At 58.6% G+C, this 25,711-nt stretch carries 18 protein-coding genes and 1 pseudogene; 10 read left to right on the top strand and 9 right to left on the bottom strand.

Going from position 1 to position 25,711, the window contains the following annotated elements; all coding sequences use genetic code 11:
- Nucleotides 1–131: 131 nt before the first annotated feature.
- A complete protein-coding gene (locus CXF97_RS25820; RefSeq protein ID WP_101162094.1) occupies nucleotides 132–5,243 on the top strand; it encodes a dermonecrotic toxin domain-containing protein in 5,112 nt (1,703 codons plus the stop codon).
- A gap of 47 nt (nucleotides 5,244–5,290) precedes the next feature.
- On the opposite strand, the gene CXF97_RS25815 is transcribed toward CXF97_RS25820, so the two are convergent.
- From CXF97_RS25815 to CXF97_RS25790, 6 genes are all read right to left on the bottom strand, one after another.
- Nucleotides 5,291–6,538 carry a hypothetical protein gene (locus tag CXF97_RS25815; protein ID WP_101162264.1) on the bottom strand — a complete coding sequence of 416 codons (1,248 nt, stop codon included), beginning with the start codon at nucleotides 6,536–6,538 and terminating at the stop codon, nucleotides 5,291–5,293.
- Nucleotides 6,539–6,573: 35 nt separating this feature from the next.
- Nucleotides 6,574–7,062 (bottom strand): CS1 type fimbrial major subunit, encoded by a 489-nt coding sequence (locus tag CXF97_RS25810; protein WP_101162262.1) that lies wholly within the window; start codon nucleotides 7,060–7,062, stop codon nucleotides 6,574–6,576.
- 41 nt (nucleotides 7,063–7,103) lie between these two features.
- Entirely contained in the window at nucleotides 7,104–7,844 is a 741-nt protein-coding gene (locus tag CXF97_RS25805; protein ID WP_101162092.1) for a pilus assembly protein, read from the bottom strand.
- A 34-nt stretch (nucleotides 7,845–7,878) separates the two neighbouring features.
- Complete coding sequence (locus tag CXF97_RS25800; RefSeq protein WP_101162090.1) at nucleotides 7,879–9,099, bottom strand: hypothetical protein; 1,221 nt, start codon at nucleotides 9,097–9,099, stop codon at nucleotides 7,879–7,881.
- A 32-nt stretch (nucleotides 9,100–9,131) separates the two neighbouring features.
- A complete protein-coding gene (locus tag CXF97_RS25795; RefSeq protein ID WP_101162088.1) occupies nucleotides 9,132–11,654 on the bottom strand; it encodes a TcfC E-set like domain-containing protein in 2,523 nt (840 codons plus the stop codon).
- 107 nt (nucleotides 11,655–11,761) lie between these two features.
- Nucleotides 11,762–12,247 carry a CS1 type fimbrial major subunit gene (locus CXF97_RS25790; RefSeq protein ID WP_101162086.1) on the bottom strand — a complete coding sequence of 162 codons (486 nt, stop codon included), beginning with the start codon at nucleotides 12,245–12,247 and terminating at the stop codon, nucleotides 11,762–11,764.
- A gap of 497 nt (nucleotides 12,248–12,744) precedes the next feature.
- On the opposite strand from CXF97_RS25790, the gene CXF97_RS25785 reads away from it, so the two are divergent.
- Together CXF97_RS25785 and CXF97_RS25780 are read left to right on the top strand one after the other, a co-directional pair.
- The gene (locus CXF97_RS25785) at nucleotides 12,745–13,320 is read left to right on the top strand and encodes a PadR family transcriptional regulator (RefSeq protein WP_101162084.1); all 576 of its coding nucleotides are present in this window, start codon (nucleotides 12,745–12,747) and stop codon (nucleotides 13,318–13,320) included.
- Nucleotides 13,317–14,102 (top strand): siderophore-interacting protein, encoded by a 786-nt coding sequence (locus tag CXF97_RS25780; RefSeq protein ID WP_101162082.1) that lies wholly within the window; start codon nucleotides 13,317–13,319, stop codon nucleotides 14,100–14,102. The genes CXF97_RS25785 and CXF97_RS25780 overlap by 4 nt, the downstream gene beginning before the upstream one ends.
- A 118-nt stretch (nucleotides 14,103–14,220) precedes the next feature.
- Here CXF97_RS25780 and CXF97_RS25770 read toward each other — a convergent pair whose 3' ends face one another.
- The gene (locus CXF97_RS25770) at nucleotides 14,221–14,859 is read right to left on the bottom strand and encodes a Pr6Pr family membrane protein (RefSeq protein WP_101162080.1); all 639 of its coding nucleotides are present in this window, start codon (nucleotides 14,857–14,859) and stop codon (nucleotides 14,221–14,223) included.
- A gap of 1 nt (nucleotide 14,860) precedes the next feature.
- Complete coding sequence (locus CXF97_RS25765; protein ID WP_042608309.1) at nucleotides 14,861–15,091, bottom strand: VF530 family DNA-binding protein; 231 nt, start codon at nucleotides 15,089–15,091, stop codon at nucleotides 14,861–14,863.
- Between the two features lie 301 nt (nucleotides 15,092–15,392).
- On the opposite strand from CXF97_RS25765, the gene CXF97_RS25760 reads away from it, so the two are divergent.
- The 5 genes from CXF97_RS25760 to CXF97_RS28110 all read left to right on the top strand — a co-directional run bounded on the left by CXF97_RS25760 (nucleotide 15,393) and on the right by CXF97_RS28110 (nucleotide 21,249).
- Nucleotides 15,393–16,754: a carbohydrate porin gene (locus CXF97_RS25760; RefSeq protein ID WP_101162078.1), complete on the top strand. Its 1,362-nt coding sequence runs from the start codon at nucleotides 15,393–15,395 to the stop codon at nucleotides 16,752–16,754.
- Between the two features lie 219 nt (nucleotides 16,755–16,973).
- Nucleotides 16,974–19,385, top strand: coding sequence for a glucose/quinate/shikimate family membrane-bound PQQ-dependent dehydrogenase (locus tag CXF97_RS25755; RefSeq protein WP_101162077.1), 2,412 nt, complete (start codon nucleotides 16,974–16,976; stop codon nucleotides 19,383–19,385).
- Between the two features lie 366 nt (nucleotides 19,386–19,751).
- A complete protein-coding gene (locus CXF97_RS25750) occupies nucleotides 19,752–20,237 on the top strand; it encodes an Hcp family type VI secretion system effector (RefSeq protein WP_101162075.1) in 486 nt (161 codons plus the stop codon).
- The gene (locus CXF97_RS25745) at nucleotides 20,234–20,947 is read left to right on the top strand and encodes a DUF4225 domain-containing protein (RefSeq protein ID WP_256589934.1); all 714 of its coding nucleotides are present in this window, start codon (nucleotides 20,234–20,236) and stop codon (nucleotides 20,945–20,947) included. The genes CXF97_RS25750 and CXF97_RS25745 overlap by 4 nt, the downstream gene beginning before the upstream one ends.
- Nucleotides 20,944–21,249: a hypothetical protein gene (locus tag CXF97_RS28110; protein ID WP_157830931.1), complete on the top strand. Its 306-nt coding sequence runs from the start codon at nucleotides 20,944–20,946 to the stop codon at nucleotides 21,247–21,249. Before CXF97_RS25745 ends, CXF97_RS28110 begins: the two co-directional genes overlap by 4 nt.
- A gap of 13 nt (nucleotides 21,250–21,262) precedes the next feature.
- Here the strand turns inward: CXF97_RS28110 and CXF97_RS28850 are convergent.
- A pseudogene (locus CXF97_RS28850) lies at nucleotides 21,263–21,517 on the bottom strand (Tn3 family transposase); the annotation flags it as partial.
- A 408-nt stretch (nucleotides 21,518–21,925) separates the two neighbouring features.
- On the opposite strand from CXF97_RS28850, the gene CXF97_RS25740 reads away from it, so the two are divergent.
- A complete protein-coding gene (locus tag CXF97_RS25740; RefSeq protein WP_101162072.1) occupies nucleotides 21,926–22,300 on the top strand; it encodes a DUF6124 family protein in 375 nt (124 codons plus the stop codon).
- A gap of 792 nt (nucleotides 22,301–23,092) precedes the next feature.
- Complete coding sequence (lon, locus tag CXF97_RS25735; RefSeq protein ID WP_101162070.1) at nucleotides 23,093–25,507, top strand: endopeptidase La; 2,415 nt, start codon at nucleotides 23,093–23,095, stop codon at nucleotides 25,505–25,507.
- Nucleotides 25,508–25,711 lie beyond the last annotated feature (204 nt).

Genomic DNA, 25,711 nt, shown 5'->3' with positions numbered 1-25,711 from the left:
ATGCATTTTTTCGATTCGAATTTTCGTCGGGTTAGTCACCCGCAGCAGCATTTGCCTGCCGAACTTTGAACTTTTGTTTTGCCCTGCCGTGGGTAGGCTGATCATTCCTCAACAATCAAGGATGATTGGCCATGTCTCCCGCTCCCCTGCCTGCCGAAACTCCGGACAAAGGCCCGCACTACGAATTCATCAAGTCTGCCATTGATAACAATTTCCAGACCGCCACCATCAGTCGCGCCCGCGCCCTGGCCGACGTGACCCTCAAGCCCCAGGCCTGGTTCACCTCGGCACCCGCTGCCTGGCTGAAAAAACTCGCTGCGGCCAACCTCAAGGCGTGGAATTCGCAGAATCAGGTCGATCATCTGCTGGCGAAAACCGACCTGTACGCCTTCGCCGAACCGTTGCTCAAGGCGAAAATCAAAGCGCTTTACGGCATCGAACCGGACGTCAAAAACACCTGGTTGCGCCTGTATCTGCCCGCTGAAAGCCCTTGGTACGCGATCAACGTTTCCGAGGGTACGGTCACCCGCACGGTGTCGTTGCTCGATGCTGCGCTGCACAACTTCGCCAGCCGTGAAACGGTCGGGCCTGACTCGGACTACATCAGCCAGCCCGACGAGCGCGGTCATTTCGACATCCTGCCGCTCAAACGCACGATGCCGATCAGCGAATTCCAAAATCTGTGCCGTGATCTGGACTTGGGCGCGCAGTACAAAAAACACCTGGAAGGCTATCTGCTGCCCGGCGAACCGCTGGCCGAAAGCGTGCTGCAATACGAGGTCAGCCAGAGCCAGCAGGATGCCCTCGGTGCGGCCGCGCATTTGGCGCTGATCAAGGACGACATCGCCTACGACGCGTACAAGATGGTTCTCAGCCTGAGCGAAAACAAACCGTTGTTGATGCTCAATGGCCGGTCGCTGGTGTGCGCCGACCTGTCGCTGCTCGACACCCGACTGGTCGGAATTCTGCTGCTGACCCATGCGCAGCCGGACAACCGCGGCATTCGGCGCCTGATCGTCTACATTCCCCACGACCCGGATCACCCGCTCAAGGAATACGCCTCGCTCAAGGCCTTTCGCGAGGAACTGGCCCGGCAGCTGCGCGAAGACCGCTTCAGCGACGCGACGCAACAGACCTACCGGCAGTTTTTCAGCCAGTTCGTCGAGCATCAGCAACGCGGGCACTTTTTCGCCGAGCTGGAACAACGCCTGTTCACCACCCGCTATCACCCGCGAGTCGACCCGACCGATCAGCGCCCGGCGTGGCGCAAGGACGCCGTGGACAATCCCCACCTGCAATTCGCGCGGCTGAAAGTGACAGGCGACTACTGGCGCCATACTTATCAGCAGAAGCTCAACAAGATTCTCAATGACGCCCGCGAAATCGCCGTCTCCACTGCCGACACCGACAGCAAGGCGCGCTGGGCCTGGTGGGACAACTTCAAGAAAATCCTTTCCGACATTTTCAATGTCGCCCTGTTGATCGCTACACCGTTCGTGCCGGGGCTGGGCGAGCTGATGATGGCCTACACCGCTTATCAACTGACCACCGACGTCATCGAAGGGATTGTCGATCTCGCCGAGGGCCTGTGGCAGGAGGCCGGCGAGCATGTCATCAGTGTGGTCACCCACCTCATCGAACTGGCGGCGTTCGGCGCCGGGGCGGAAATCGCCGGGGCGTTCAAGGTCAGGTTGTCGCCCGTGGTCGATGGCATGAAACCGGTGCGCTTGCCCGATGGCACAGCATCGTTGTGGCACCCTGACCTTGGCCCTTACGAACACAAGAACCGCTCGCTCGATGCCGCCTCGAAACCCGACGCTCACGGTCTGCACGATCACGGCAGCGAACGCCTGCTGCCGCTCGATGGCAAGCTCTACAGCGTGGAAAAGGCCTCGTCGCGTCCCGAGGTGAAAACCTGGCGGGTCAAGCATCCCGAGCGCCCTAATGCCTACAAGCCACTGCTGGAACACAACGAGCACGGCGCCTGGCGGCACGAGGCAGAAAACCCGGCGCACTGGCACGACAGCGCGCTGATGCCGCGCCTGGGCCATCGTGCCGAGCGTTTCTCGCCCACGCAGCTGGAGCAGATCCGCATCAGCAGCGGTACCTCCCACGATCAACTGCGCCGGATGCACAGCGACAGCAGCCCGCCGCCGCCCTTGCTGGCCGACAGCCTGACGCGTTTTGCAGCCTACGATGATGCACAGCTCGCCAGTGCCAACATCCGCTCCGGCAAACCGATCGCTGCCGAGTCGGACTGGTTCGAGCCGATTGCCACCAGTCTGCCGGGCTGGCCCTACGAGCGGGCGCTGAAAGTGCAATACGAGCACCTCGATGGCTACTCGCGGCAATACGGCAACCCAAGTGCCAGCGCCGCCGACACCCTGAGCATTACCCAGTCCGAGCTCAGTGCCGGACAGTTGCCGGAACGTCTGCTGAGCTTTCTCGACGAAGGGCAAATGCGCACGCTGTTGGGCCGTGACGTGCCCGCCACCGAACGGCTGCAAGCGCTGCGCGATGTGCTTGCCGACGCCGTCGACAAACGCCGTAGCGATGTGTCCAAGCGTCTTTATCAAGCCGCCGACCGCACCACTCAGGCGGACCTGCAGGTGGTGCGCAAAACCTTCCCCGAGCTGCCGCTGCCACTGAGCGAAAAACTGCTCGCCGAGGCCAGTGTCAGCGAGCGGCAGCGCACCCTGGATGAACAGCGCTTGCCGCTGCGCCTGAAAAATCAGGCACGAGAGCTGGATTTCGAAGCCAGAACCAGCCGCGCCTACGAGGGCTTCTACCGCGCCGAGCCTCTGAGCGCCGACAGCGAACGCCTGGCGCTCGGCACGCTGCGGCTGCACACCGACACCTTTGCCAGTCTGCGCATCGAGGTCCGCGACGGCAGTTACGACGGGCCGTTGCGCTGCAGCGTCGGCGCAGAGGACGCCCGCACCGGCAGACGCCTGATCAGAGACGAACACGGGCGCTACGAAGTGCTCGACGAAGGCGGCCGCTCGCTGCACGCCGCAGACGAGTTCCATGAAGCGCTGTTGCACGCCGTGCCTGAACCGACACTGGCGAACGTCGGCTACCGACGCGGTCAGGGCCGTGCGCTCAAAGACTGGCTGATGGCGCTGGCCGCCGCGCCTGCCGAGCGCCGCACGGTTCTGGCCGAACCGCCGATTCGTCCGGTAATCAGCATCGAAACCGTAACATTGCTGGGCTTGCCGAGGTTTATGCGCCGCTCGACCGCCGAGGAACGGATCCGTGACCTGTTTCCGAAGATGACGGAAAGAGAAGCCAGTACCTTCCTCGAAGCGTTGACGCGCCGGGGCGAGCCGATCGACGCCATCGCGCGGCTGGAGCAGGAACGCAAGGCGCTGCAAAACGAATTAACAGACTGGCGCAACGGTTATACAGAGACGGATCCGATAACAGGCTATCCGGGCCGATCCTCTGATTACATGCGCAAGGGTGGCGACTTCATCGAGCAGCGACTTATCAAGTGTTTCGAGCGCCGCAGCAAATGGTCCGGCGAACGCAGCGTGCATCCCGATCAAGGCTACATCCTCGATTTGTCCTCCGAAATGCTCGGCCCCGATCTCGAGCGCTGGTGGAACGCACTGCTCAAGCGTCCGAAGATGAAGCAGTACTTTGATCGCATCACTGCACTCAAACTGGACCGGGCGCGTCTTTCCGCCGACCCGAGTGCGCTGCTCAGCAGCCTGCCCAACCTGCGCCAACTGAGCGCGCGTAACTGCGAACTGCAGGTGCTTCCCGACATCCTTGGGCTGATGCGCCCGTTGCGCGACCTGGATCTGGCCGATAACAGCATCAGGCTGAACACGGAATCGAGGCAGCAGCTTGGCAAGCTTGAGCAACTGCGCACGCTGAACCTGAACGGGAACCCGCTGGATCTGCCTCCCGATGTCGGGCGCATGGATCATCTGACCGAGCTGAGTCTGGCCAAGACCCGAATCGAAACCTGGCCAGAGGGCTTGTTCAGGGTAGGGGCTGTGGATAAACAGCGACCGCGCAGTTTCCTGCTGGACATGCGTGAAGCGCCCATCAAAACGTTGCCCGAGGTCGAACCCGGCTCCGTACAAGCGCATATCCTCAGCCGGGCGCGGTTCGATATGAACCGGCTCTCCCCCGAAGACCATGTGCGCTACGGCAACTACCGCACCTCCACAGGTCTCACCTTCGTACCGCGCTATTTCCGCGCTGCCGATGACGAGATCGACCACTGGCGATTGCTGCCCGGGCAACCCGACGTGTTCAGCCCCTCGACTTCGCTCAGCAAATACCGCGAAGAGTCCTGGCATGACCTGATGGCAGAACCGGATTCGGCGGGGTTTTTCAGCGTGATCCAAAAGCAGAGACAAAGCGCTGACTACCGCACTGACGAAGGACGCAAACGCCTGACCCGGCGTGTCTGGGAAATGGTCGATGCCGCAGCCACGGACGCGCAATTGCGCGAGAAGCTGTTCAGATACGCGGTGTCACCCGACGACTGCGGGGACCTGGGCGCGCAGCTGTTCAATTCCCTGGGGCTGAAAGTGCTGGTGTCCAAAGCCTACGGCGAATCGACATCGCCGGCCGAGCTCGAAGACAAACTTGTGCAGCTGGCGCGCGGCGCGGCGCGTTTGAACCGGGTGGCGGACGAAGCCCGGTTTGAATACGAGACACAAGTGCGGTTAAACAAAGACGACCCGCACAATCTCGCGCCTGACGAAGTCGAAGTGCATATGGCCTACGAAACAGGACTGGCAGACCGTCTGCACTTGCCCTGGCAAACCGAAAACATGCTCTACCGGCCGCGCTCCGGTGTGACCAAAGAGAAAATCGACGCCGCTTACGCAACGATCATCAAGAGTGAACACGGCGATGGTCTGGTCACGCGCATGCTGGACTTGCCCGTCGATAATTTCTGGGCGGATTTTTTGAGAAACAATTATCCCGACCAATACGAACTCAACGACCGCCTGTTCGACCCCCATGAAGGCCTGCTCGATGAACTGTTCGAAGCCAAGGCTGAATGGGCCAGCCCGCGACAGCAGACCGACCTGCACGCGCTGACCCGCAAAATGCAAAACCTCGCCGAGCAGTTGGGTATCGTTGACGCCCCGGATTTGTTCGACGACGCCCCGATGAGCAACGAGCGCCATACAGAGCTGTTGAACGGTATCGGCGACAAACGCAATGAACTGTCACGCCGCCTGACTCGCGAAGCGCTGGCCAGAGCGGGTCTCTGACGCGACGCTGCTGCACTCGGCCCGCCACGGCTGGCCGAGTTGCCGGGCTAATTGACTTCCGAATCCCAGATAACCGTGACATTGCCTCGATAGCGGCGAGGCGTGTTGGGTTTGATCATTTCCTCGACCGCATCGCGGGCCACTTCGAAATGCAACGTGCCGGGTTTGCGCTCCACGTAAAACGCTGGCTGAAACAGCTCGGTGCCCACACCGTCACGACGCAATGGGCGCCGGTTCACCGGATTGCCCACTGCGTCTGTCAATCCGCCGGGCAGTGTGACGCTCATTTCAACTGGCACCTCGTGACCCGCGTTAGCCTCCCACAGTGCGCAGTTATTACCGATCGCGTACTGACACTCCAGATTCATTTTGAAGCGCGAAGAGGAAGACAGGTTGAAAGTCTGATCGCGAAACAGGCGGGTGGGTTTACGCCCCTGATTCAACCACGCTTGCCAACCGCCCTGAGGCAGCAGCTCAACTTGATCCCCGCCGGGTGGTATTTCGACCTTTAGCGCGTGTTGAACATCGAGGGTGAAGTTGAGAACAAGCTCGGAATCACCCACAGGTACCATCGTGTCGCCAAAATCGAAGTCCATGCCGGGGCCTATCGAGTACCTGATCGACCCCGTGTACGTTCCCGTTGGCATATCCAAGGGGTTGGGGGTTTTCATTTCGTAGGCGTAATCGATACTGGTTTGGTTAAAGATGGGAATGTCGAATAACGTCGTTCTGCTGCAGATACCGGCACCTTCGGGCACGATCCAGAAAAATGTGAGAAACCCGGGACCGGATGCGAGATAAGAAGAGCTAAGACAAGGTGGCGGCGCTGTACCCCACACCGAATATGAAGAACCAAAAGCATGCTCCCCCGGTGGCCTGGAAATGACCCAGCCGCCGCCAATCCCGGCGATACGCACCTGAACCGTTTCGAGTTTCCCGCTGGAGACCTCCATAATTTCCACATCTCGCCACTCGGAAGGTACTTTGTACATGACACCTTCACGCACACTCTCATGGTTGGCCGCGATAGGTTTGAGGTTTTCAAACCGGATAGCGTGTGAGCGGAGGCTGATAATGTTCAATGCCTCACACCTGGCCGGCATATGCGCGCCGCAAATCGGGCTTTGCGCCGTTGTATTTTTGAACTTGTTCTTCATCGGATTCGCGGGATCAGGTTTGAATACCGCAGTAACTTCATGAACAGCGGCATTGGCAGTGTGTATGACTGAAACGCTCAGCAGACAACCGAGCAATATCCGTTTTAAGACGCGCTTTGTGATATCGATGGCGTTCATGGACGTATTTTGCTTCCCCAGTATCGCTTGGCGGATCAAGGCGCCAGCGCTTCAAAAATCATGTGCACGCTGCCGTAATAATTGCCCGGTTTATAACCGTCCACCGGTACCATTGCGGCAATCTCCAGTCCCACCCGCTGACCCGCCTGGCCATCGAGCGCCGTGATGACCTGCTCGGCCACCAGGCTCAAGCGCTGGCGATTGAACGACACCGTCAGCGGGATGTGGTCTGTGTCCTTGCCATTGCTCAGGTAGGGCTCGACACTCAGACGGGCGCTGATGCCGCCATTGACGTTTTTTACGTCGAAGTTTTTTCTCAGTGGCGTGAACGCCCCCGCTACCGAATTGAATGGCAGGGTCTGCTCTTGATGAATCCAGTCGGGCTCGGACGGAATCACATAGAACTCTGCCGAAGGAATACTTACCGAGACCTCGAACGTTTCGCGCTCGACAATCGCGTTCACGACACCGCTCACCGGTATCAGCAGCGCCAGCGCCATGGCTGCGCGTGTGGCGTTTGACATGTTCATCACCTGTTGCTTGCACATCGACACGGCCCGGCTTTTCAACCCTTGACCTCGATCGGTTTAGTGGCCTTGCCCTCGATCAGCGTGAAGTGGTATTCACGCCCGCTCTGCTTGTCGAAGGCGAAGGCACGGCCAGGCAGGACGTGATGTTTGGTGGTCGGCTGGCAGTCGCTTTCATTGTTTTGTGCACAGTTCCTGAACTCGTCGACAACGATGGTGCTGTTGCCGTCATTGCGCACTTCATACGTGTTCGTCTGGTTGCTGATCACGCTGTTGAACCGGGTTTCCTTGGGACGCACAAAAAACACGGTGCCGTAACCGGCCAGCACGTTGACGCCGGCGGAGAGGCCTTTTTTGTAGTCCTCGCGATCCGCTTCGGCGATTGCAAATTCATCTTCCTTCTCGGGCACCACCGGGACAAAACGCACCCGGAAGTAACGCTCTTTTTCCCGCTCGCCCATGAACACCAGGCGACTGCCCTGCATGCCGTTGGCCGGGACGATCAGGCGCGCGGGGCTGGCCATCAGACCGTCGCGGGCGTTGGCGTCGGTCTGGTTGGCGAGAGGCATTTCCCGCGGAGTGCCATCGGCGTCGTAGACGATTTCCAGGATATTGATCTTGACGAATGCAGTAGCGTCGCCGCCGTTGAACACACGTTTCAAGTACGTGCTTTTATCGCCCTCGAGATAGTCGTACACCACCCCGACATTGATCGCTGGCCCGGCTTGGGCAATGAGCGGGAGCCAGGCTGCGAGCAACAGTGTCCATCGAACATTCATTGTATTTGACCTCTTGAAAGTAAACGGGGGGTGATCAGACTTCCGAATCCCAGATCACTGTGGCGTTGCCCGCGTAGGTTTTGGATTCACCGCTGAGCATGTCCTCAACCGCGTCGCGGCCGACTTCGAAATGCAGGACGGCCGGTTTCCGATCGACGTAATAGCTCGGCTCGAACAGTTGTGTGCCAGTGCCATCGAGCAGCAACGGGCGCCGATTGACCGGCTGCCCGGAGGCGTCCGCCATGCCGGGTGGCAGGGTGACGGCAATAGTCAGCGGCACCGTATGGCCGGATACCGCATCGCGTATCGCGCAGGTGTTCCCGCCATCGGGGTACTGACATTCGAGCTGCATCTTGAAGCGGCCCGAACTGGAGATATTGAACGTCTGATCGCGGAACAGCCTTTCCGGTCGGCGGTTGCGCTGGAGCCAGGCTTGCCAGCCACCCTGCGGGATCAGCTCGACACGATTGCCGCCGGGCGGCAATTCGATTTTGAGGGTGTGTTGCACATCCAGATTGAAATTGAAGACCAAGGTGTCGTCATTGGGACTCATGATGTCACCGAAGTCGAAATCCTTGTGCGGTCCTACGGTGTAACTGATAGTGCCCTTGTATTGGCCGGCCGACATGCCCAGAGGGTTAGGGGTTCTCAGTTCGTAGGTGTACTCGAAGTTGACGTAACTCAAGCTCGGAATGTCCACCTCGGACGCCATGCTGCATGCTCCCGCGTTTTCCGGCACTAACCAGAACCATAACCTGATCGTCGAGCCCGCAGCGAACATGCCTGTGTATTGACACGGCGCCGGCGGCGTCGTCCAGTAACCCCCCCAAGCTCTGACGCCCGGAGGATTCGGAATATCAAACCGGTTGCCGATGCCGGAAATGCGCATTTCGACGGTTTCTCGCTCTCCACGGTCGGACATCACCTCAAAGCTGCGCCACTGGGACGGCACTTTGAACATCACCCTCTTGCGTATGTCAGTTTCTTCGGCTGCCATCGGGCCTGTAGACCGAAAATTGATATCCCATGTGCGGATACTGAAAATGCCCAGCGCCTCGCACCGTGCCGGCATATGTCCAGGACATACCCCGCTCTGGGGAGTGGTATTGGTAAATCTGTTCTGCATCGGATTGGATGGATCAGGCCGAAATACGGCCGTTATCTCCTGCACCGCTGCGCAGGCAACCGAAGGTCCCAGCAGCGACATGCCGACGGCAGTGATAAAACTTTTAAGAGACCGTTTCGTAAAGTACATCAGAGAATTCCTGTAATGCTCGTAGAGACCGATCACCCAGCCGTGTGGGAGTTTTCAGGCGCTTGAGCCAACGTATCGCTGGAGCACCGCAAATCGCCAATCATCAACACATCGTTCTCACTGCGCGCATTGGCTGGGTCGAGGCGGAACTGACACAGCAATTGCTCGCCGGAGCGGACTTCCAGCGTCGGCGAACCAGCGTTCATTTCCATCGAGAAGAAACCATCCACTTCGCTGACCCCGCGACTCGCGTGATTGATGATGTGGTGGCCTTTAAGCGGCTTGCCCTGCGGATCGAGCAGACGTCCCAGCACAGTCAGGGTTTTGCTCACCGTGATCTTGCGATAGTCCACTCCGCCCTTGTTCAGGTGATAGCGGGTGCGCTGCGGTTGAATGCTCGCCGAGGGCACGTGGTTGCCTTCGAAGTCGAAGCTCACCGAACTGTTTTTATAGGCGGTCAGCGCCACGTAATTGCGCCCCGGGCGCAAGGTCGTGCTGCCGCCGCTGAGGTCGTCGGCGCGCAGGGCGATGTCATCCAGATCAGTTTCCACATCGATGATCATCCCGGCCCCACCGCTGGCGTGCTGGCTGGTCATGACCATCTTGTCGGCACCTACTGCCACCGTGCTGTCGAGGTTCAAGCCACCGGTGTAATTGCCGTTGTAAGACGAACGCTGGATGAAGGCATCGCCACTGAAAGCGTCCGCACTGAAACTGCCGAGCCCGGAAACGCCGACGCCATAGGTATCCGCCAGCGCCGTGACCGAAACGTTCTGCAGCACATGGTTTTCCAGAGTTTTGCTGTAGGTCAGAGAGCCGTTGTTATCGCGACCACCCTCGCGGGCGGTGCGTGTACCGATGCTGCCCGACCATTGCTCGCCGGGGCCGCCGAGGGCCAGGCTGACACTCAAATCCACACCGCGATTGCGCTCCTGCCCACTGCTGAAACTGGCAGGCCGGTCGAACACCGAAAATCGCCAACTGGCATCGCTGCCGAACAGCTGGCTGCGTTGCGTCCAGCCCAGATCAATGCCGACGCCTTCGACATTGCCTTCGCTGTGTGACACGCGCCCATTCACCGACTGTTTGCTGTTGAGTCGATGATTGATCGCCAGGGAGGTGTTGGCCGTCTGGCCGATGAACACGTTGCGCTGCCGCACTCGCGTACCGTCCGGCAAGGTTTCGTAGGTATTGGTGGTGTCCAGCCAGCTGCGGTTATGCGTAGCGAACAGGTTGCCCGAGCCATAGCTGTAGATGGCTTGCAGGTCCATCCCGGTGCCGTGGTCCTCGGTCTGGTAGACGTTTGCGTACAGGCTGGTGTTGTTGGCCAGCGTCCAGTCGACTGACGTCGCGATCTGCTGCTTGCCTTGCAGCTGCCGCGCCGACGCACCGAGGATCACCCGTGGATGCAGCAGATAATTGACTGCTGCACCGGCGGTCATCTCGCCGCGCGACTGCTGGTCCCAATTGCTCAGCAATTTGCTTTCCTGACCGGCGAACAGGCTGTAGCGCCAGCGATCATCGTGATTGCGCCAGTTGCTCGGTTTGTACACCAGCTCCTGAGTGGTCGAGGTGATCTGGCCGTCTTCGATCAGCCGGACTTCCACTTCGTAAATGCCCCCGGGCAACGGCCGGGTATCAAGGGTTTGCAAGCCGGCGCTGACCGCTTGCGTGTTGATCAGCACGCCATTGCGATAGATCTCTACCGACGCCTGGCGGTTGGCGGTGACGTACAGCGGGTAGACGCTGGGCTTGGGGCTGTTGATCGCCAGACTGTCGGAACTGCCGAACATCACGCCCGCCGCCGTATCGGGGCTGGCGCCGAACGAACGCAACTGCCGTGTCAAACCTTCGGAACTCGGGGTGAAATAGCCCAGGCGCAGAAAACTGCCCTGCAGCTCGCGCTGACCATACAGCTCGTGCACAGCGTGATACAGCGTGTCGTCCGGACCGCCGAGCCGTGCCAGTTGCAGATTGACGCGGTGCGTCCAGTTGCCGAGGCTGCTGCTGGCGTCCAGGCCGTAGCGCCCGCCAAGATCCTGCTCCTGTCCGCCGTTGAGATTCAATTGATTACGCAGGATCAAACCGGTACTGCCGTTTTCGGGCAACGTGTAAAACCGCGCGGTTTCAGCGTCGCGTTCGGCGTTTTCGGTGGCGATCGATACCAGCGAATTCTGCAAGTTGTAATGCACCGCCAGCACCTGTTCCGGGCAGTTGCCCTGACACGCGCCCAAGACGACACCTTGTTTAAAATACGCACCGAGTGCATCCCGTTCACTGGCCGGTATCTGGCTGTCTTCGGTGTCGGTAAATTCCAGCAACGTGACGCGATCATCTTTGGTTAATACCACCATCGCCTCACCGAGAAACTGTTGATCACGCTCTACCCGAACAGCTAATGGCACATCGAAGAAATGTTCTTCGAATTCTGCCGGCAACCCTTTAGCCTGAGCGAGCAGGCTGCGCGGAGTGTTAGCGTTATCAGCGGGCGCGGCCGAGGCACTGGCACACAAAAAAAGTGCAAGCGCCGCCGCGATGGGCGTCATCGGGAACATTATCTTAATACTCGAGTTACTTGATGAGTTGGCATCTACTGGTCATTCATAGATGACCAGTGGATGCCAAGACTATTGAATAAATGCAGCGCTATTCAAAAGCTGTATTAAGGCGTAATCACAGGCTCGAAAACCACGGCGAAGCTGCCCGAGTAATTGCCAGTCTGAGTGGCGGTCGGGGTGGCAGCCTTGATTTCCATGGTTCGCTGAACCCCAGGCACGGAGTCGGTTGCATTGACGACTTCAGTACTGACATCGCTCAGCTGGACACTGCCGATTTTCAGGGTAAGCGGGATGCTGTCGCGGCCGTTGTACAGCGCCGCAGTGCCGTCGATAAAGGCGTTGATGGAGCCTTTGGTATCAGTGTGCTTCATATTGAAGGTTTCGGTGATCGTGCTCAGTTCACCGCTGGGTTGCTGGTACATGGTTTCGTCAACACCGAAATCAGGCTTCTGAGGGGCTACGTTGAACAGCGAAGTGGGGACAAATGCCTTGATATTGATGACCTGATTAATCGGGTCTGCGGCAAACACCACGGAGGAACTCATTGCCAGAAGAGCCAAAGGAGCAGCGATTGCGATTTTCTTGAACATTGGTAGTTACCTGGTTTCTTGATGGATTCGGTTCATTGAAGTTAAAACTGCGCGGTCCTTTCCGGGCTGCTTTGTTTCAACCTGCAACGCCGGTGCATCTTCAACGTTTCGATCCGGGAAGTAAGCAGGCAACTTCCGACAAGCTCGTAGTTCAACAGCCCGACACCCCGCCAGAAAAAAGAACAAAAAACAGATACTTGCGAAATTGGCTGTAAGTTGCAGACTACACACAGTTTCACGCAAAAAACCATACAGCATCTATGCCGCTGTAACGCGGTAACTTGCGGAGAATTAGAATATATACTCAAACTCAACTAGAGCGATAACTTTAACTCCAAGGTCACCCTTTTTTCTCGAGTAATAAATAATATTTTTTCGCTTTTTTTTGCGTCGACCACTCGTCCATTGCAGGGCGGACCAGCTAAAAAACGTCTTGCACAGCGCTTAAGATACATCTTAAGTTGTATCTAAATACGACGAGAGAGAGAAAAGCAGACATGAGAGACCCTCATTCCCCCCACCGCGAACACGGTGATGGCCGCGACGGCTTCGAGAAGCGCCCGGGTCGCGAACGTGGCGGCCGCGGCCCTCGGGTGTTCGCCCCCGGTGATCTGAAATTGTTGTTGCTGGCGCTGATTGCCGAACAGCCGTGCCACGGCTACGACCTCATCCGCCAGATCGAAGGCATGTTCGACGGCGCCTACAGCCCGAGTCCCGGGGTGATCTACCCGACCCTGACCTTTCTGGAAGAGAGCGACCTGATTGCAGGTGACGCCGAGGCCGGCAAAAAACGTTACAGCGTGACCGACGCCGGTCGTTTGTCTTTAAGTGAACAGGCAGTGGCGCTCGACGGCGTCCGTATGCGCATCGATGTCAGCAAGCGCTCGCTGCGCGGCCACGACCGGCCGCCGGAAATCCACGAAGCCGTGCACAACCTGCGGCACGCCTTGCAAATGCACCACGGGCGCTGGAGCGCGGAAGAAATCCTGCGCGTACGCGATCTGCTCAACAACACCGCCAAAGCCATCGTCGACGGCCCCGCCGCTCGACCCGCTACGGAGAAAGCCGAATGACCGCTGTCGATACTCAGACCATTCACCGCGTGATGCACGAAATCAAACGCCGCAAGCTGCAAGTGTTGCGCGTCACCGATCTGACCCCACGCATGCGCCGCATCACCCTCGGCGGGCCGGAACTGGCCGGGTTCATCAGCCTGGGCACGGACGACCACGTCAAATTGCTGTTCCCGCAGAACGCCGAACAGGCGGCGGCGCTGGAAACGATGGTGCTCGGCGCCGGTAAGGATGAAGGTGCAAAACCGGAAATGCGCGACTACACCCCGCGTCGCTACGACCTCGACAAAATGGAGCTGGACATCGACTTCGTCCTGCACGGCGATGGCCCTGCCTCGACATGGGCGGAACAGGCGCAACCGGGGCAATTCCTGCATATCGGCGGCCCGCGCGGCTCGATGATCGTGCCGGACATCTTCGACAGTTATCTGCTGATCGGCGACGAAACCGCCCTGCCCGCTATTGCCCGCCGGCTCGAAGGCCTGGCAGCCAATCGCAACGCGCTGGTGGTGATCGAAGTGGAAAACGGCGCCGAACAGCAGCGGCTGGAAAGCGCAGCGCAGGTCAATGTGATCTGGGTGCTGCGCGAAGGCGGCAAGGACAACCTGCTGACCACGGTCAAACAACTGCAGGCGCCCAAGGGCAATCTGTATGCGTGGGTCGCGACCGAAACCAAGGTCTCACGGCAGATCCGCCGGGTACTGATCGATGAACATGGACTGGATGAACAGTTCATCAAGGCTGTCGGCTACTGGCGCGCCGAGGGCTCTGACGAAGAATAATCGCCTCCCTGCAATTTCCCCTGTGGGAGCGGGCTTGCTCGCGAAATCCGTGTGTCAGTCAACATTTATGCAAACTGTTACACCGCATTCGCGAGCAAGCCCGCTCCCACAATGGATCTCAACTTCGTGCGGTCTTTCTACGATCCAGGCCAATTAGCAGCAACCCCACCAGCACAAACCCCACCAAAATCCCCCCGGCGTTCGCCAGCACCTGTGGATAACCCAACACCGCGACATCAATGAACGGATACGCATACGCGCCGAGCAGATGCCCACGCAGCAAGGCGTAGATGAAGTACACCAGCGGATAGATCATCCACAGTGGCAAGTGCCACAGGCGCAACGTGCCTTTGGGGACGCAGCACCACCAATAGCCGAGAAACAGCACCGGCATGACATCGTGGAGCAATTCATCAGCGATGAACTGCCAGCCTTCGGGGTGCCACAAATGCCGCAGCAGAATGTTGTACGCCAGACCGACGACGGCGATGCTTACGGCTATGCCACTGCTGACCCACGGTTGCAGAAACCAGCGCCGCGCGGCGGATTCACGCTGGCTCACGGCGCAGGTCAACACGGTCGCCACCAGCGTATTGGTCAATATCGTGAAGTAGCTGAAGAAGCTCACCAGCCCGCCCAACAGGCTGGCGCCGATGCTCAATCGCGCAAAGAAGATCAGGTACAGCTGAATCGTCAATCCGGCCCAGCCCAACATGGCCAGGCAGGTAATCAGGCGTCGCTGCCTCGCGCTGTCCATCTCAGAGCGGTCGCTTGGTGCGCATCAACTTCACGTACAGGCGCTCGACCTTCTCCCGCGCCCACGGGGTTTTACGCAGGAAGGTCAGGCTCGACTTGATGCTCGGATCGCTCTTGAAGCAACGGATATCGATACGCTCGGCCAGCCCCGACCACTCGTAGTGAGCGACGAGTGCATTGAGGATCTGTTCGAGGGTCACGCCGTGCAGCGGATCAGGGGTTTGTTCGTTCATGCCGGGCCTTTGAGCGAAGTGGAGATGCGTAAAGCCGCGCACCTTAGCCGAGGGGCTGAGCGGGTGGAAGGCCTTCCTGAAAATGTAGGCCAACCCGGGAAGATCGCAGGCTGTGACCCGCCCCACACTGCGCCCGTTTGCCGCACTGTTACCGAATCCGAAACGCTGCATGTCTGCAAAAGCGCTTTCTCAATTTGTTACAGATCATTATCCTGCCGCCCTTCCGCTGAAACGCTTCACTGCCTGCGACATTCTGAAGCGCTCGGCCTGCACTCGAAAAACATCAAAAAAAGACTTCTTCATGCCTGATTTTTCCTTCTCCCGAGACAGCGCTATCTCCACTCTGCGCACCCTTGGCGGCTGCGCCGCAGTCGGTCTTGCCACCTGCGCCCATGCAGCGCCGGCCTTCGACAGTGAATCCCCGTACATGCTCGGTGACTGGAATGGCACGCGCACAGAACTTGCGGAAAAAGGCTACGACTTCAAACTCGATTACACCGGCGAAATGGGCAGCAACCTGCACGGCGGTTACGACCATGACCGCACCGCGCGCTACAGCGACCAGTTCGGCCTCGGCACGCATCTGGACCTGCAGAAGATCCTCGGTTGGGACGACGCCGAGTTCCAACTGACCATCACCAAGCGCAGCGGCAACAACATCAGCAACGACCGCATCAACGACCCGCGCGTTGGCGGCTTCACTTCCGCCCAGGAAGTCTGGGGCCGTGGCCAGACCACCCGCCTGACGCAGATGTGGTATCAGCAGAAATTCTTCGATCAGAAGCTCGACATCAAAGTCGGCCGCTTCGGTGAAGGCGAAGACTTCAACAGCTTCCCTTGCGACTTCCAGAACCTGGCCTTCTGCGGCTCGCAGGTCGGCAACTGGGTCGGCGGCATCTGGTACAACTGGCCGGTCAGCCAGTGGGCGCTGCGGGTCAAATATCACCTGACGCCGGAGCTGTATGCGCAGATCGGCGCTTATGAGCAGAACCCGTCGAACCTTGATCGCGGCAACGGCTTCAAACTCAGCGGCAGCGGCACCCAGGGCGCGATCCTGCCGGTCGAACTGGTGTGGACGCCGAAGCTCAACGGCCTGCCGGGCGAATACCGTGCCGGTTACTACTACAGCAACGCCAAGGCCTCAGACGTCTATAAAGACCAGAACGGCCAACCGGCAGCGCTGAGCGGCGAAGCCTACCGCAGCGCGTCGAGCAAGCACGGCGTGTGGCTGGGTGTGCAGCAGCAAATCACCAGTGTGGCCAGTGATAACAGCCGTGGCCTGAGTCTGTTCGCCAACGCGACGATGCACGACAAGAAAACCAACGCGATCGACAACTATGTACAGGCCGGCCTGACCTACAAAGGCCCGTTCGATGCTCGCGCCAAGGACGACATCGGTTTTGCTCTGGCACGCGTCCACGTCAACCCGGCCTATCGCAAGAACGCCGAAGCGAGCAACCGCGCCAACGCCGTCTACGACTACGACAATCCGGCGTTCCTGCCACCGCAGGACACCGAATACAGCGCCGAACTGTATTACGGCGTGCACGTGACCAACTGGCTGACCGTGCGCCCGAACCTGCAATACATCCGCCACCCCGGTGGCGTGAACGACGTCGACGACGCCCTGATCGGCGGGATCAAGATCCAGTCGTCGTTCTAAGCGCCCGGTCAATATCAAATGTGGGAGCGGGCTTGCTCGCGAAAGCGGTGTATCAGGTGACACCTGCGCACCTGACACATCGCCTTCGCGAGCAAGCCCGCTGCCACAGGAATGCATTTGGTTAGCCGAACAAGTTTTTATCTGAACCATGCCTGCGCCAAATCGTCATCTAAAGTGACTACAGCGCGGGACTACATAAACGTCACGGAGAATCACACTATGAGCACCGAAAGTGCTGCGAGCCGGGGTCGGCTACTACCCGCCCTGCTCGGCATCCTGCTTCTACTGATGGGCCTGGCCATGCTGGCCGGGGGAATCAAGCTGAGCACGCTTGGCGGCTCGCTGTACTACCTGCTGGCCGGCATCGGTATCGCCTTGACCGGCATTCTGCTGCTGATGCGCCGCCGCGCGGCGCTGGGCCTGTACGCCATCGTGCTGTTTGCCAGCACTGTCTGGGCGTTGTGGGAAGTCGGTCTGGACTGGTGGCAATTGGTGCCACGTCTGGCGCTGTGGTTTGTCCTCGGCTTCGTGATGTTGCTGCCGTGGTTCCGTCGTCCGCTGTTGCTCAACGGCCCGGCGAAAATGGGCACCGGCGGTCTGACCGTCGCGGTGATCCTGGCCGGCGTTACCGCTTTGGCCAGCCTGTTCACCCACCCGGGCGAAACCTTCGGCGAACTGGGCCGCGACACCGCCGACATGGCCAGCACCGCACCGGCCATGCCGGACGGCGACTGGCAGGCCTACGGTCGCACCGAGTTCGGTGACCGCTACTCGCCGCTCAAGCAGATCACCCCGGAAAACGTCGGCAAGCTGCAAGAAGCCTGGCGCATTCAGACGGGCGACCTGCCGACCGACGATGACCCGGTCGAGCTGACCAACGAAAACACCCCGCTCAAAGCCAATGGCATGGTCTACGCCTGCACCGCACACAGCAAAGTGCTGGCGCTGGATCCGGACACCGGCAAGGAAATCTGGCGCTTCGATCCACAGATCAAGAGCCCGGTCGGCTTCAAGGGCTTCGCCCACATGACTTGCCGTGGCGTGTCGTACTACGACGAAGCCGCGTACGCCAAGTCTGAAAACGCTGGCTCGGCCGTCATCTCCGAAGCGGGCCAAGCCGTTGCTCAGGCCTGCCCGCGTCGCCTGTACCTGCCAACCGCTGACGCCCGCCTGATCGCACTGAACGCCGACACCGGCAAGATCTGCGAAGGCTTCGGTACCAACGGCGTGGTCGACCTGACCCAAGGCATCGGCCCGTTCACCGCCGGTGGCTACTACTCCACTTCGCCAGCGGCAATCACTCGTGATCTGGTGATCATGGGCGGTCACGTTACCGACAACGAATCGACCAACGAGCCATCGGGCGTGATCCGTGCTTTCGACGTGCGCGACGGTCACCTGGTGTGGAACTGGGACAGCGACAAGCCGGACGCCACCGAGCCTCTGGCCCCGGGCGAAACCTACAGCCGCAACTCGGCGAACATGTGGTCGCTGGCCAGCGTCGATGAAAAACTCGGCATGGTCTACCTGCCACTGGGCAACCAGACCCCTGACCAATGGGGCGGCAATCGCACCCCGGGCGCCGAGAAATTCAGCGCTGGCCTCGTTGCCCTGGACCTGGCCACCGGTAAAGTGCGCTGGAACTACCAGTTCACCCACCATGACCTGTGGGACATGGACGTCGGCAGCCAGCCTACCCTGCTCGACATGAAAACCGCCGACGGCGTGAAACCTGCGCTGATCGCCCCGACCAAACAGGGCAGCCTGTACGTCCTCGACCGTCGTGACGGCACGCCGATCATCCCGATCCAGGAAATCCCGGTACCGCAAGGCGCTGTGAAAGGCGACCACACCGCACCGACCCAGGCCCGTTCGGACCTCAACCTGCTGGCCCCGGAACTGACCGAAAAAGCCATGTGGGGCGCGAGCCCGTTCGACCAGATGCTGTGCCGCATCCAGTTCAAGGAACTGCGTTACGAAGGCCAGTACACCCCGCCATCGGAACAGGGCAGCCTGATCTACCCGGGTAACGTCGGCGTGTTCAACTGGGGTGGCGTCTCGGTCGACCCGGTTCGCCAGATGCTGTTTACCAGCCCGAACTACATGGCCTTCGTGTCGAAAATGGTTCCGCGCGAAAAAGTCGAAGCCGGCAGCAAACGTGAAAGCGAAACCTCGGGTGTGCAGCCAAACACCGGCGCGCCATACGCGGTGATCATGCATCCGTTCATGTCGCCACTGGGCGTACCGTGCCAGGCCCCGGCCTGGGGCTACGTCGCCGGGATCGACCTGACCACCGGCAAAGTCGTGTGGAAACGCAAGAACGGCACCAGCCGCGACAGCTCACCGATCCCGATCGGCTTCACGCTCGGCGTGCCGAGCATGGGCGGTTCGATGGTCACTGCCGGCGGCGTCGGCTTCCTCAGCGGCACCCTCGACCAGTACCTGCGCGCGTACGACGTGAACAGCGGTAAAGAGCTGTGGAAATCGCGTCTGCCGGCGGGTGGTCAAGCGACCCCGATGACCTACACCGGTAAGGACGGCAAGCAATACGTTCTGTTGGTTGTAGGTGGTCACGGCTCGCTGGGCACCAAAATGGGCGACTACATCATTGCCTACAAACTGCCGGAATAAGCTTTAACGGCGGTAAAACAAAGGCGATGTCTCGTGAGGGACATCGCCTTTTTTGTGCTCGCCATTTCTGCATGCACCTGAGAACCCTGTGGGAGCTTGTTTGCCAGCGATAACGGTGGGTCAGACAGCAAACAGGAAGCCATCCAAGCCCATTTCATCGCCACCGGTGCGAAATGGTGGCAATGGCACGCCAGATTAAGCTCGGACACCCTGGATTCGCGACCTACTCACAAACTTACGAGACATTTTCCGGAGTTGCCGTCAGATCTCAGTTCAACATATTTCGTGTGGCTTTTCAGAAATGCCCTAGATCACACCTGAGACCCTTGTAATAGGATGTTCGGCTGACTAAAAGGAGTTCCACGTATGTCTAACCATGGTTACATGACCATCACCGGAAAGGCTCAAGGATTGATTTCAGCGGGTTGTTCAACACAGGACTCTATTGGCAACAAGTGCCAGTCAGGGCATACCGACGAAATCATGGTGCTTTCTTACTCCCACAACATGGTCAGCATCGGAAACATCGACAAGCCAACACACAATCCAATTATCATCACCAAAAATATTGATAAATCCTCACCTCTCCTTGCTCAAGCACTTTCAACTAGAGAGCAGATAAACTGCACAATTAGCTTTTATCGAATTTCCTCTTCCGGCATGCAGGAAAGATTCTACTCAGTTTCGATCAACGGCGGAGTTATTGCTGACTTAACACTTGAAATGCCCCATTCAATTTTGCAGAACGATGCCGAACCACAAGAGCATATAGCTATCCGCTACCGAGATATAATTTGGACCCACCATGCTGCTGGCACCAGCGGATATGGCACATGGGGAAATAACGAATGAAACGACTGAGCGAGAGTTGCACATCTGATAGTTGTGACTACTGGATGGTCAGCGCCGCAGCTGGAAAACTAGGAAGCCAGGCCAGCACATTGGGCGTTAGACACATCAAAGACGGCATGCTGCGCTTGCAGTTCAACCGTGAAGTCGCTTATTACGCCAAAAGGATTGTTGATGACGTTTCTCAGGGCAAAAAAACTCCTGAGCAGGGTTTACAGGACCTGAAGAACGAACAAAGCAGTTTGCTTAGTCAGTCATGGGAAATAACTAAAAAGGGGGCCGGCGCTATCGCTGGTGCAATGCAGGTTATTACAGGCGGTGGGATATGCTATGCCTCAGCAGGCACATTGTGTCTCGTGGCTGGTGTGCCAATGATGGCCCATGGAGCCAATAACATTTATGAAAACGGGCGCAACCTTTTAGAGGATCGAGCTGATACAGAAGGCCCTGTCAGGAAGGGTTATCAAGCCATAGCAAAGTCGGTGGGATATGAAGCGCGCGAAGGGAATTTAGCCTACAGCACCGCTGACCTAGGCATGTCTGCCTACGGCCTTAGTCGCTACATATTAAAGCCCGATGCCTGGCGTTTGTTTAGATACGTAAGGACAGACTATGTGCGATCTTATAAAGGAATGGGCGCTAGCGCATGGGGGCTTGAAATACACACTGATTTCCAAACAGGAAAACAGATCTACCAAGAGACCACGAAATGATTGTGTGGATTTTCCCTATCTTGGCCGTTTGTGGTGTTTTTTTCGCCTACCTTCTAAAAGCACGCCTTTCTGGAAAAAAGTTAAATAGTATTAAGCTTTTCTTCTGCCTGACGTTCAATGGCTTCTTTGTTGTACCTTATATAGATATTATAGAAAATAATAACTTTCTTTTTTTAGGGCATAGACCAGAGATAATTGCAGAGCACCCACTTATTGGTTGGCTTGCGTTTTCTTGCATTCTCCTTCATTCATTTTCATTACCGGTCAAGCGGAAAGTTAAGTGGTTTTTTTCACGAAAGTAACCTCAAACCGAATCTATACCCATAAAGGCTTTTTCAAAACCGCGTCTTGGTTATCCTCACAGCCTTCGTCTTGATGACGCACTGGCTGCGGGTCACCTAGTGCTGCGAAGGAGTACCGTCCCAGCATATTGATATGTTAGAAAATATGCTGTGATAGCCGAGCCAGATCTTCGTCCAGCACCGGGTAGCCGTGGTGCTTTAGTCCCTCCACGGGGGCCGTGATGTAGAAGGAGTTCCACAGCACGATGATGTACACCATCAGGCGCAATCAATTATCCGGTCACGATTTGTGTTGACTGCAAATCGGCCTGCTGTACCAGCACGACGCGAGCAATACCATTTTGTAGGAACTGTGCTTGTCCTACAGAAACTGGTGATTGCGCGGAGTTTTTCCCACAAGTCGCGTCGGTTGTGCGTCGGAAGTGGGGTGGATAGGCTCTGAGGGTCGCTGCAAATTCAGCGAACGGGCGTCGCGGCCCGATAACTGATGCATAATCGCCAACCTCACGGCACCTCGGTGCCTGTAGCTTGTGTCATGGCGGCTGTGCGCGGGATACCGTCCTTGGAGGTATGCCGATTTCTCAGTTATCGGTCCGCGAACCCGCGTACAGCTGCCACCTCAGATTGCGTCGCGGCAATCGAAGGCAGCTCCACTTTCACCAACTGAGTATTCACCATGATCAAACCAACCCCCAATCCGCCCGCAGCGGACGACACTACCCCCTACGAATTCCCCGGCTCAAAAAGATTCCACGACGCCGCCGAACGCGCCCTCGACCACTACCTCAAACCCAACGCCTTAACCCTGCGCTTCCACAAGCCCAGCACCATGTTCCAGGTCGCCCCCGATCAAGACAACGAAAGCCTGCTGGTACACGCCTGCGAATCCCTGGCCCAAGCCAGCCTCATGACCAGCGACATCGCCGCCTACATCGAACTGCCGCAGCGACGCACCATCCTGGCGATCCAGCAAATCATCATGCTCGCCGAACTCGCGGTGAACCGCGCACTGGATAACCACGAAATATCCCAACCCCCCACTCACAACTGAAAAGCCCCTCACCCTAGCCCTCTCCCAGAGGGAGAGGGGATTGACCGAGGTGTTTGGGCGAGATACGCCGACGTGCAATACCGAGCCGAACTTGAGCTTCAAAGCGTGAATCAACAGCCCCTCACCCTAGCCCTCTCCCGGAGGGAGAGGGGACTGACCGAGGTGTTTGGGAGAGACACGCCGACGTGCAATACCGAGCCGAACTCACATTCTGAAAAGCCCAAAAACCGGCCCCTCTCCCTCGGGAGAGGGCTGGGGTGAGGGGCAAGAACACCACAAATCCAAAGCCAAGCACACCAAGCTCTTCACCACTCAATAGGCCGAGTGTCAGCTCGCCTGCTCTTGATCTTGATCCACGAGCGACGTCGGAAGGCTGAGTGGAGGGATTGATCCGGGGGTGGGAGCGCAGCGACCGTTTGGCGCAGCCAAACACAGCGAGAGGAGGTGCAGCGAAGCAAACCGTAGGCGCTGCCCCCCGGATCGATCCCGCAGCGAAGGAACCCCGAGCCCCAGCGAGCGGGCCGCACGTAGGAGCAAGCGTTTTTTTGCTTACTTTTTTGAGGCGTTTGTCAAAAAAGTGAGTCGCCGTCAGGGCGAAACCCTAAGCAGCCGTTACCGCAGCAACGGATATACACACCAACCCCAAAGAACATGGTCGGCCCAAAGGCCGCCAAGCCCAAAAGCGTGACACCTGTCAAAACCCTGAACACACAAGCAGAAACATCCCCTCCCATTGAAACCACCCCACCCCTGCCCCATCTAAGACCCCATACCCCATTGCGCAGGTGCCCCATGACCGACCAGCAAGATCGCCCGGACAACCACGACGATTTCGAAAGCGACCACATCGAACACACCTCTTCCGGCACCGGCCTGGCGCTGCCTGGGCAAAACCTGCCGGACAAGGTGTACATCATCCCGATCCACAACCGCCCGTTCTTCCCGGCCCAGGTCCTGCCGGTCATCGTCAACGAAGAACCGTGGGCCGAAACTCTCGAACTGGTCAGCAAATCCGAACACCACTCCCTGGCCCTGTTCTTCATGGACACGCCCCAGGAAGACCCGCGCCACTTCAACACCGGCGCCCTTCCGGAATACGGCACGCTGGTCAAGGTTCACCACGCCAGTCGCGAGAACGGCAAACTGCAATTCGTCGCCCAGGGGCTGAGCCGCGTGCGCATCAAGACCTGGCTCAAACATCACCGCCCACCGTATCTGGTGGAGGTCGAATACCCGCACCAGCCGACCGAGCCGACCGATGAGGTCAAGGCTTACGGCATGGCGCTGATCAATGCGATCAAGGAGCTGCTGCCGCTCAACCCGCTGTACAGCGAAGAGCTGAAGAACTACCTCAACCGCTTCAGCCCCAACGACCCGTCGCCGCTGACCGACTTCGCCGCCGCGCTCACATCTGCCACCGGGCCTGAACTGCAGGAAGTGCTCGACTGCGTGCCGATGCTCAAGCGCATGGAAAAAGTCCTGCCGATGCTGCGCAAGGAAGTCGAAGTCGCGCGCCTGCAGAAAGAGATTTCAGCTGAAGTTAACCGCAAGATCGGCGAGCATCAGCGCGAGTTCTTCCTCAAGGAACAACTCAAGGTTATCCAGCAGGAACTCGGTCTGACCAAGGATGACCGCAGTGCCGACCTCGAACAGTTCCAGCAGCGCCTCGAAGGCAAAACCCTGCCGGCGCAGGTGCAGAAGCGCCTGGAAGAAGAAACCCACAAACTGTCGATCCTCGAAACCGGCTCGCCGGAATACGCGGTCACGCGCAATTATCTGGACTGGGCAACCTCGGTACCGTGGGGCGTGTACGGCAAAGACAAACTCGACCTCAAACACGCACGCAAAGTCCTCGACAAGCACCACGCGGGTCTGGACGACATCAAGGATCGCATCCTCGAATTCCTCGCCGTCGGTGCTTACAAAGGCGAGATCAGCGGTTCGATCGTGCTGCTGGTCGGTCCGCCGGGCGTGGGTAAAACCAGTGTCGGCAAATCCATCGCCGAATCGCTGGGACGGCCGTTCTACCGCTTCAGCCTCGGCGGCATGCGTGACGAGGCCGAGATCAAGGGCCACCGCCGCACCTACATCGGCGCGCAACCGGGCAAACTGGTACAGGCGCTGAAAGACGTCGAAGTGATGAACCCGGTGATCATGCTCGACGAGATCGACAAGATGGGCCAGAGCTACCAGGGCGACCCGGCTTCGGCGTTGCTGGAGACCCTTGATCCTGAGCAGAACGTCGAATTTCTCGACCATTACCTCGACCTGCGCATGGACCTGTCGAAAGTCCTGTTCGTCTGCACCGCCAACACTCTGGACTCGATCCCCGGCCCACTGCTGGACCGGATGGAAGTGATTCGCCTGTCGGGCTATATCACCGAAGAAAAAGTCGCCATCGCCAAGCGTCACCTGTGGCCGAAGCTGTTGGAAAAGGCCGGCGTGTCGAAAGGCAGCCTGAGCATCAGCGACAGCGCACTGAAAACCCTGATCGACGGCTACGCCCGTGAAGCCGGTGTGCGTCAGCTGGAAAAACAGATGGGCAAACTGGTGCGCAAAGCGGTGATGAAGCTGATCGACGATCCGAAAGCGGTGATCAAACTCGGGCCCAAAGACCTCGAAGCCTCGCTCGGCCATCCGGTGTTCCGCAACGAACAAGTGTTGTCCGGCACCGGCGTGATTACCGGCCTGGCCTGGACCAGCATGGGCGGCGCCACCTTGCCGATCGAAGCCACGCGGATTCACACACTCAACCGTGGGTTCAAACTCACCGGGCAACTGGGCGATGTGATGAAGGAATCGGCAGAGATCGCCTACAGCTACGTCAGCTCGCACCTCAAGCAGTTCGGCGGTGATGCGAAGTTCTTCGACGAAGCCTTCGTCCACCTGCATGTTCCGGAAGGCGCGACGCCGAAGGACGGCCCGAGCGCCGGCGTGACCATGGCCAGTGCGTTGCTGTCGCTGGCGCGAAATCAGCCACCGAAGAAAGGCGTGGCAATGACCGGCGAACTGACGCTGACCGGGCATGTTCTGCCGATTGGCGGGGTGCGTGAGAAGGTGATTGCGGCGCGGCGGCAGAAGCTTTTCGAATTGATCCTGCCGGAAGCGAACCGCGGCAACTTCGAGGAACTGCCGGATTACCTGAAGGAAGGCATAACCGTGCACTTTGCCAAGCGGTTTGCCGATGTGGCGAAGGTGCTCTTCTGATAATCAGGTAGTGCCTGCTATACCGCTTTCGCTGGCAAGCCAGCTCCCACAGTGTCCGATGTGTTCACATATCCTGTGTTCATCACAAAACCCTGTGGGAGCTGGCTTGCCAGCGAAGGCGTCAGTGCTGACAACGCTGGATTCCCAGATTGTCACACTGTGTCTCATCTTCAGTTATGCTCGCCGTTCGTCGTAACCGCCGGA

The sequence above is a fragment of the Pseudomonas sp. Choline-02u-1 genome (assembly GCF_002836515.1).
In the GTDB taxonomy this organism is placed as follows: Bacteria; Pseudomonadota; Gammaproteobacteria; order Pseudomonadales; family Pseudomonadaceae; genus Aquipseudomonas.
Note: the sequence above shows the minus strand (reverse complement) of the source record. Positions and strands in the feature narration are given on the sequence as shown.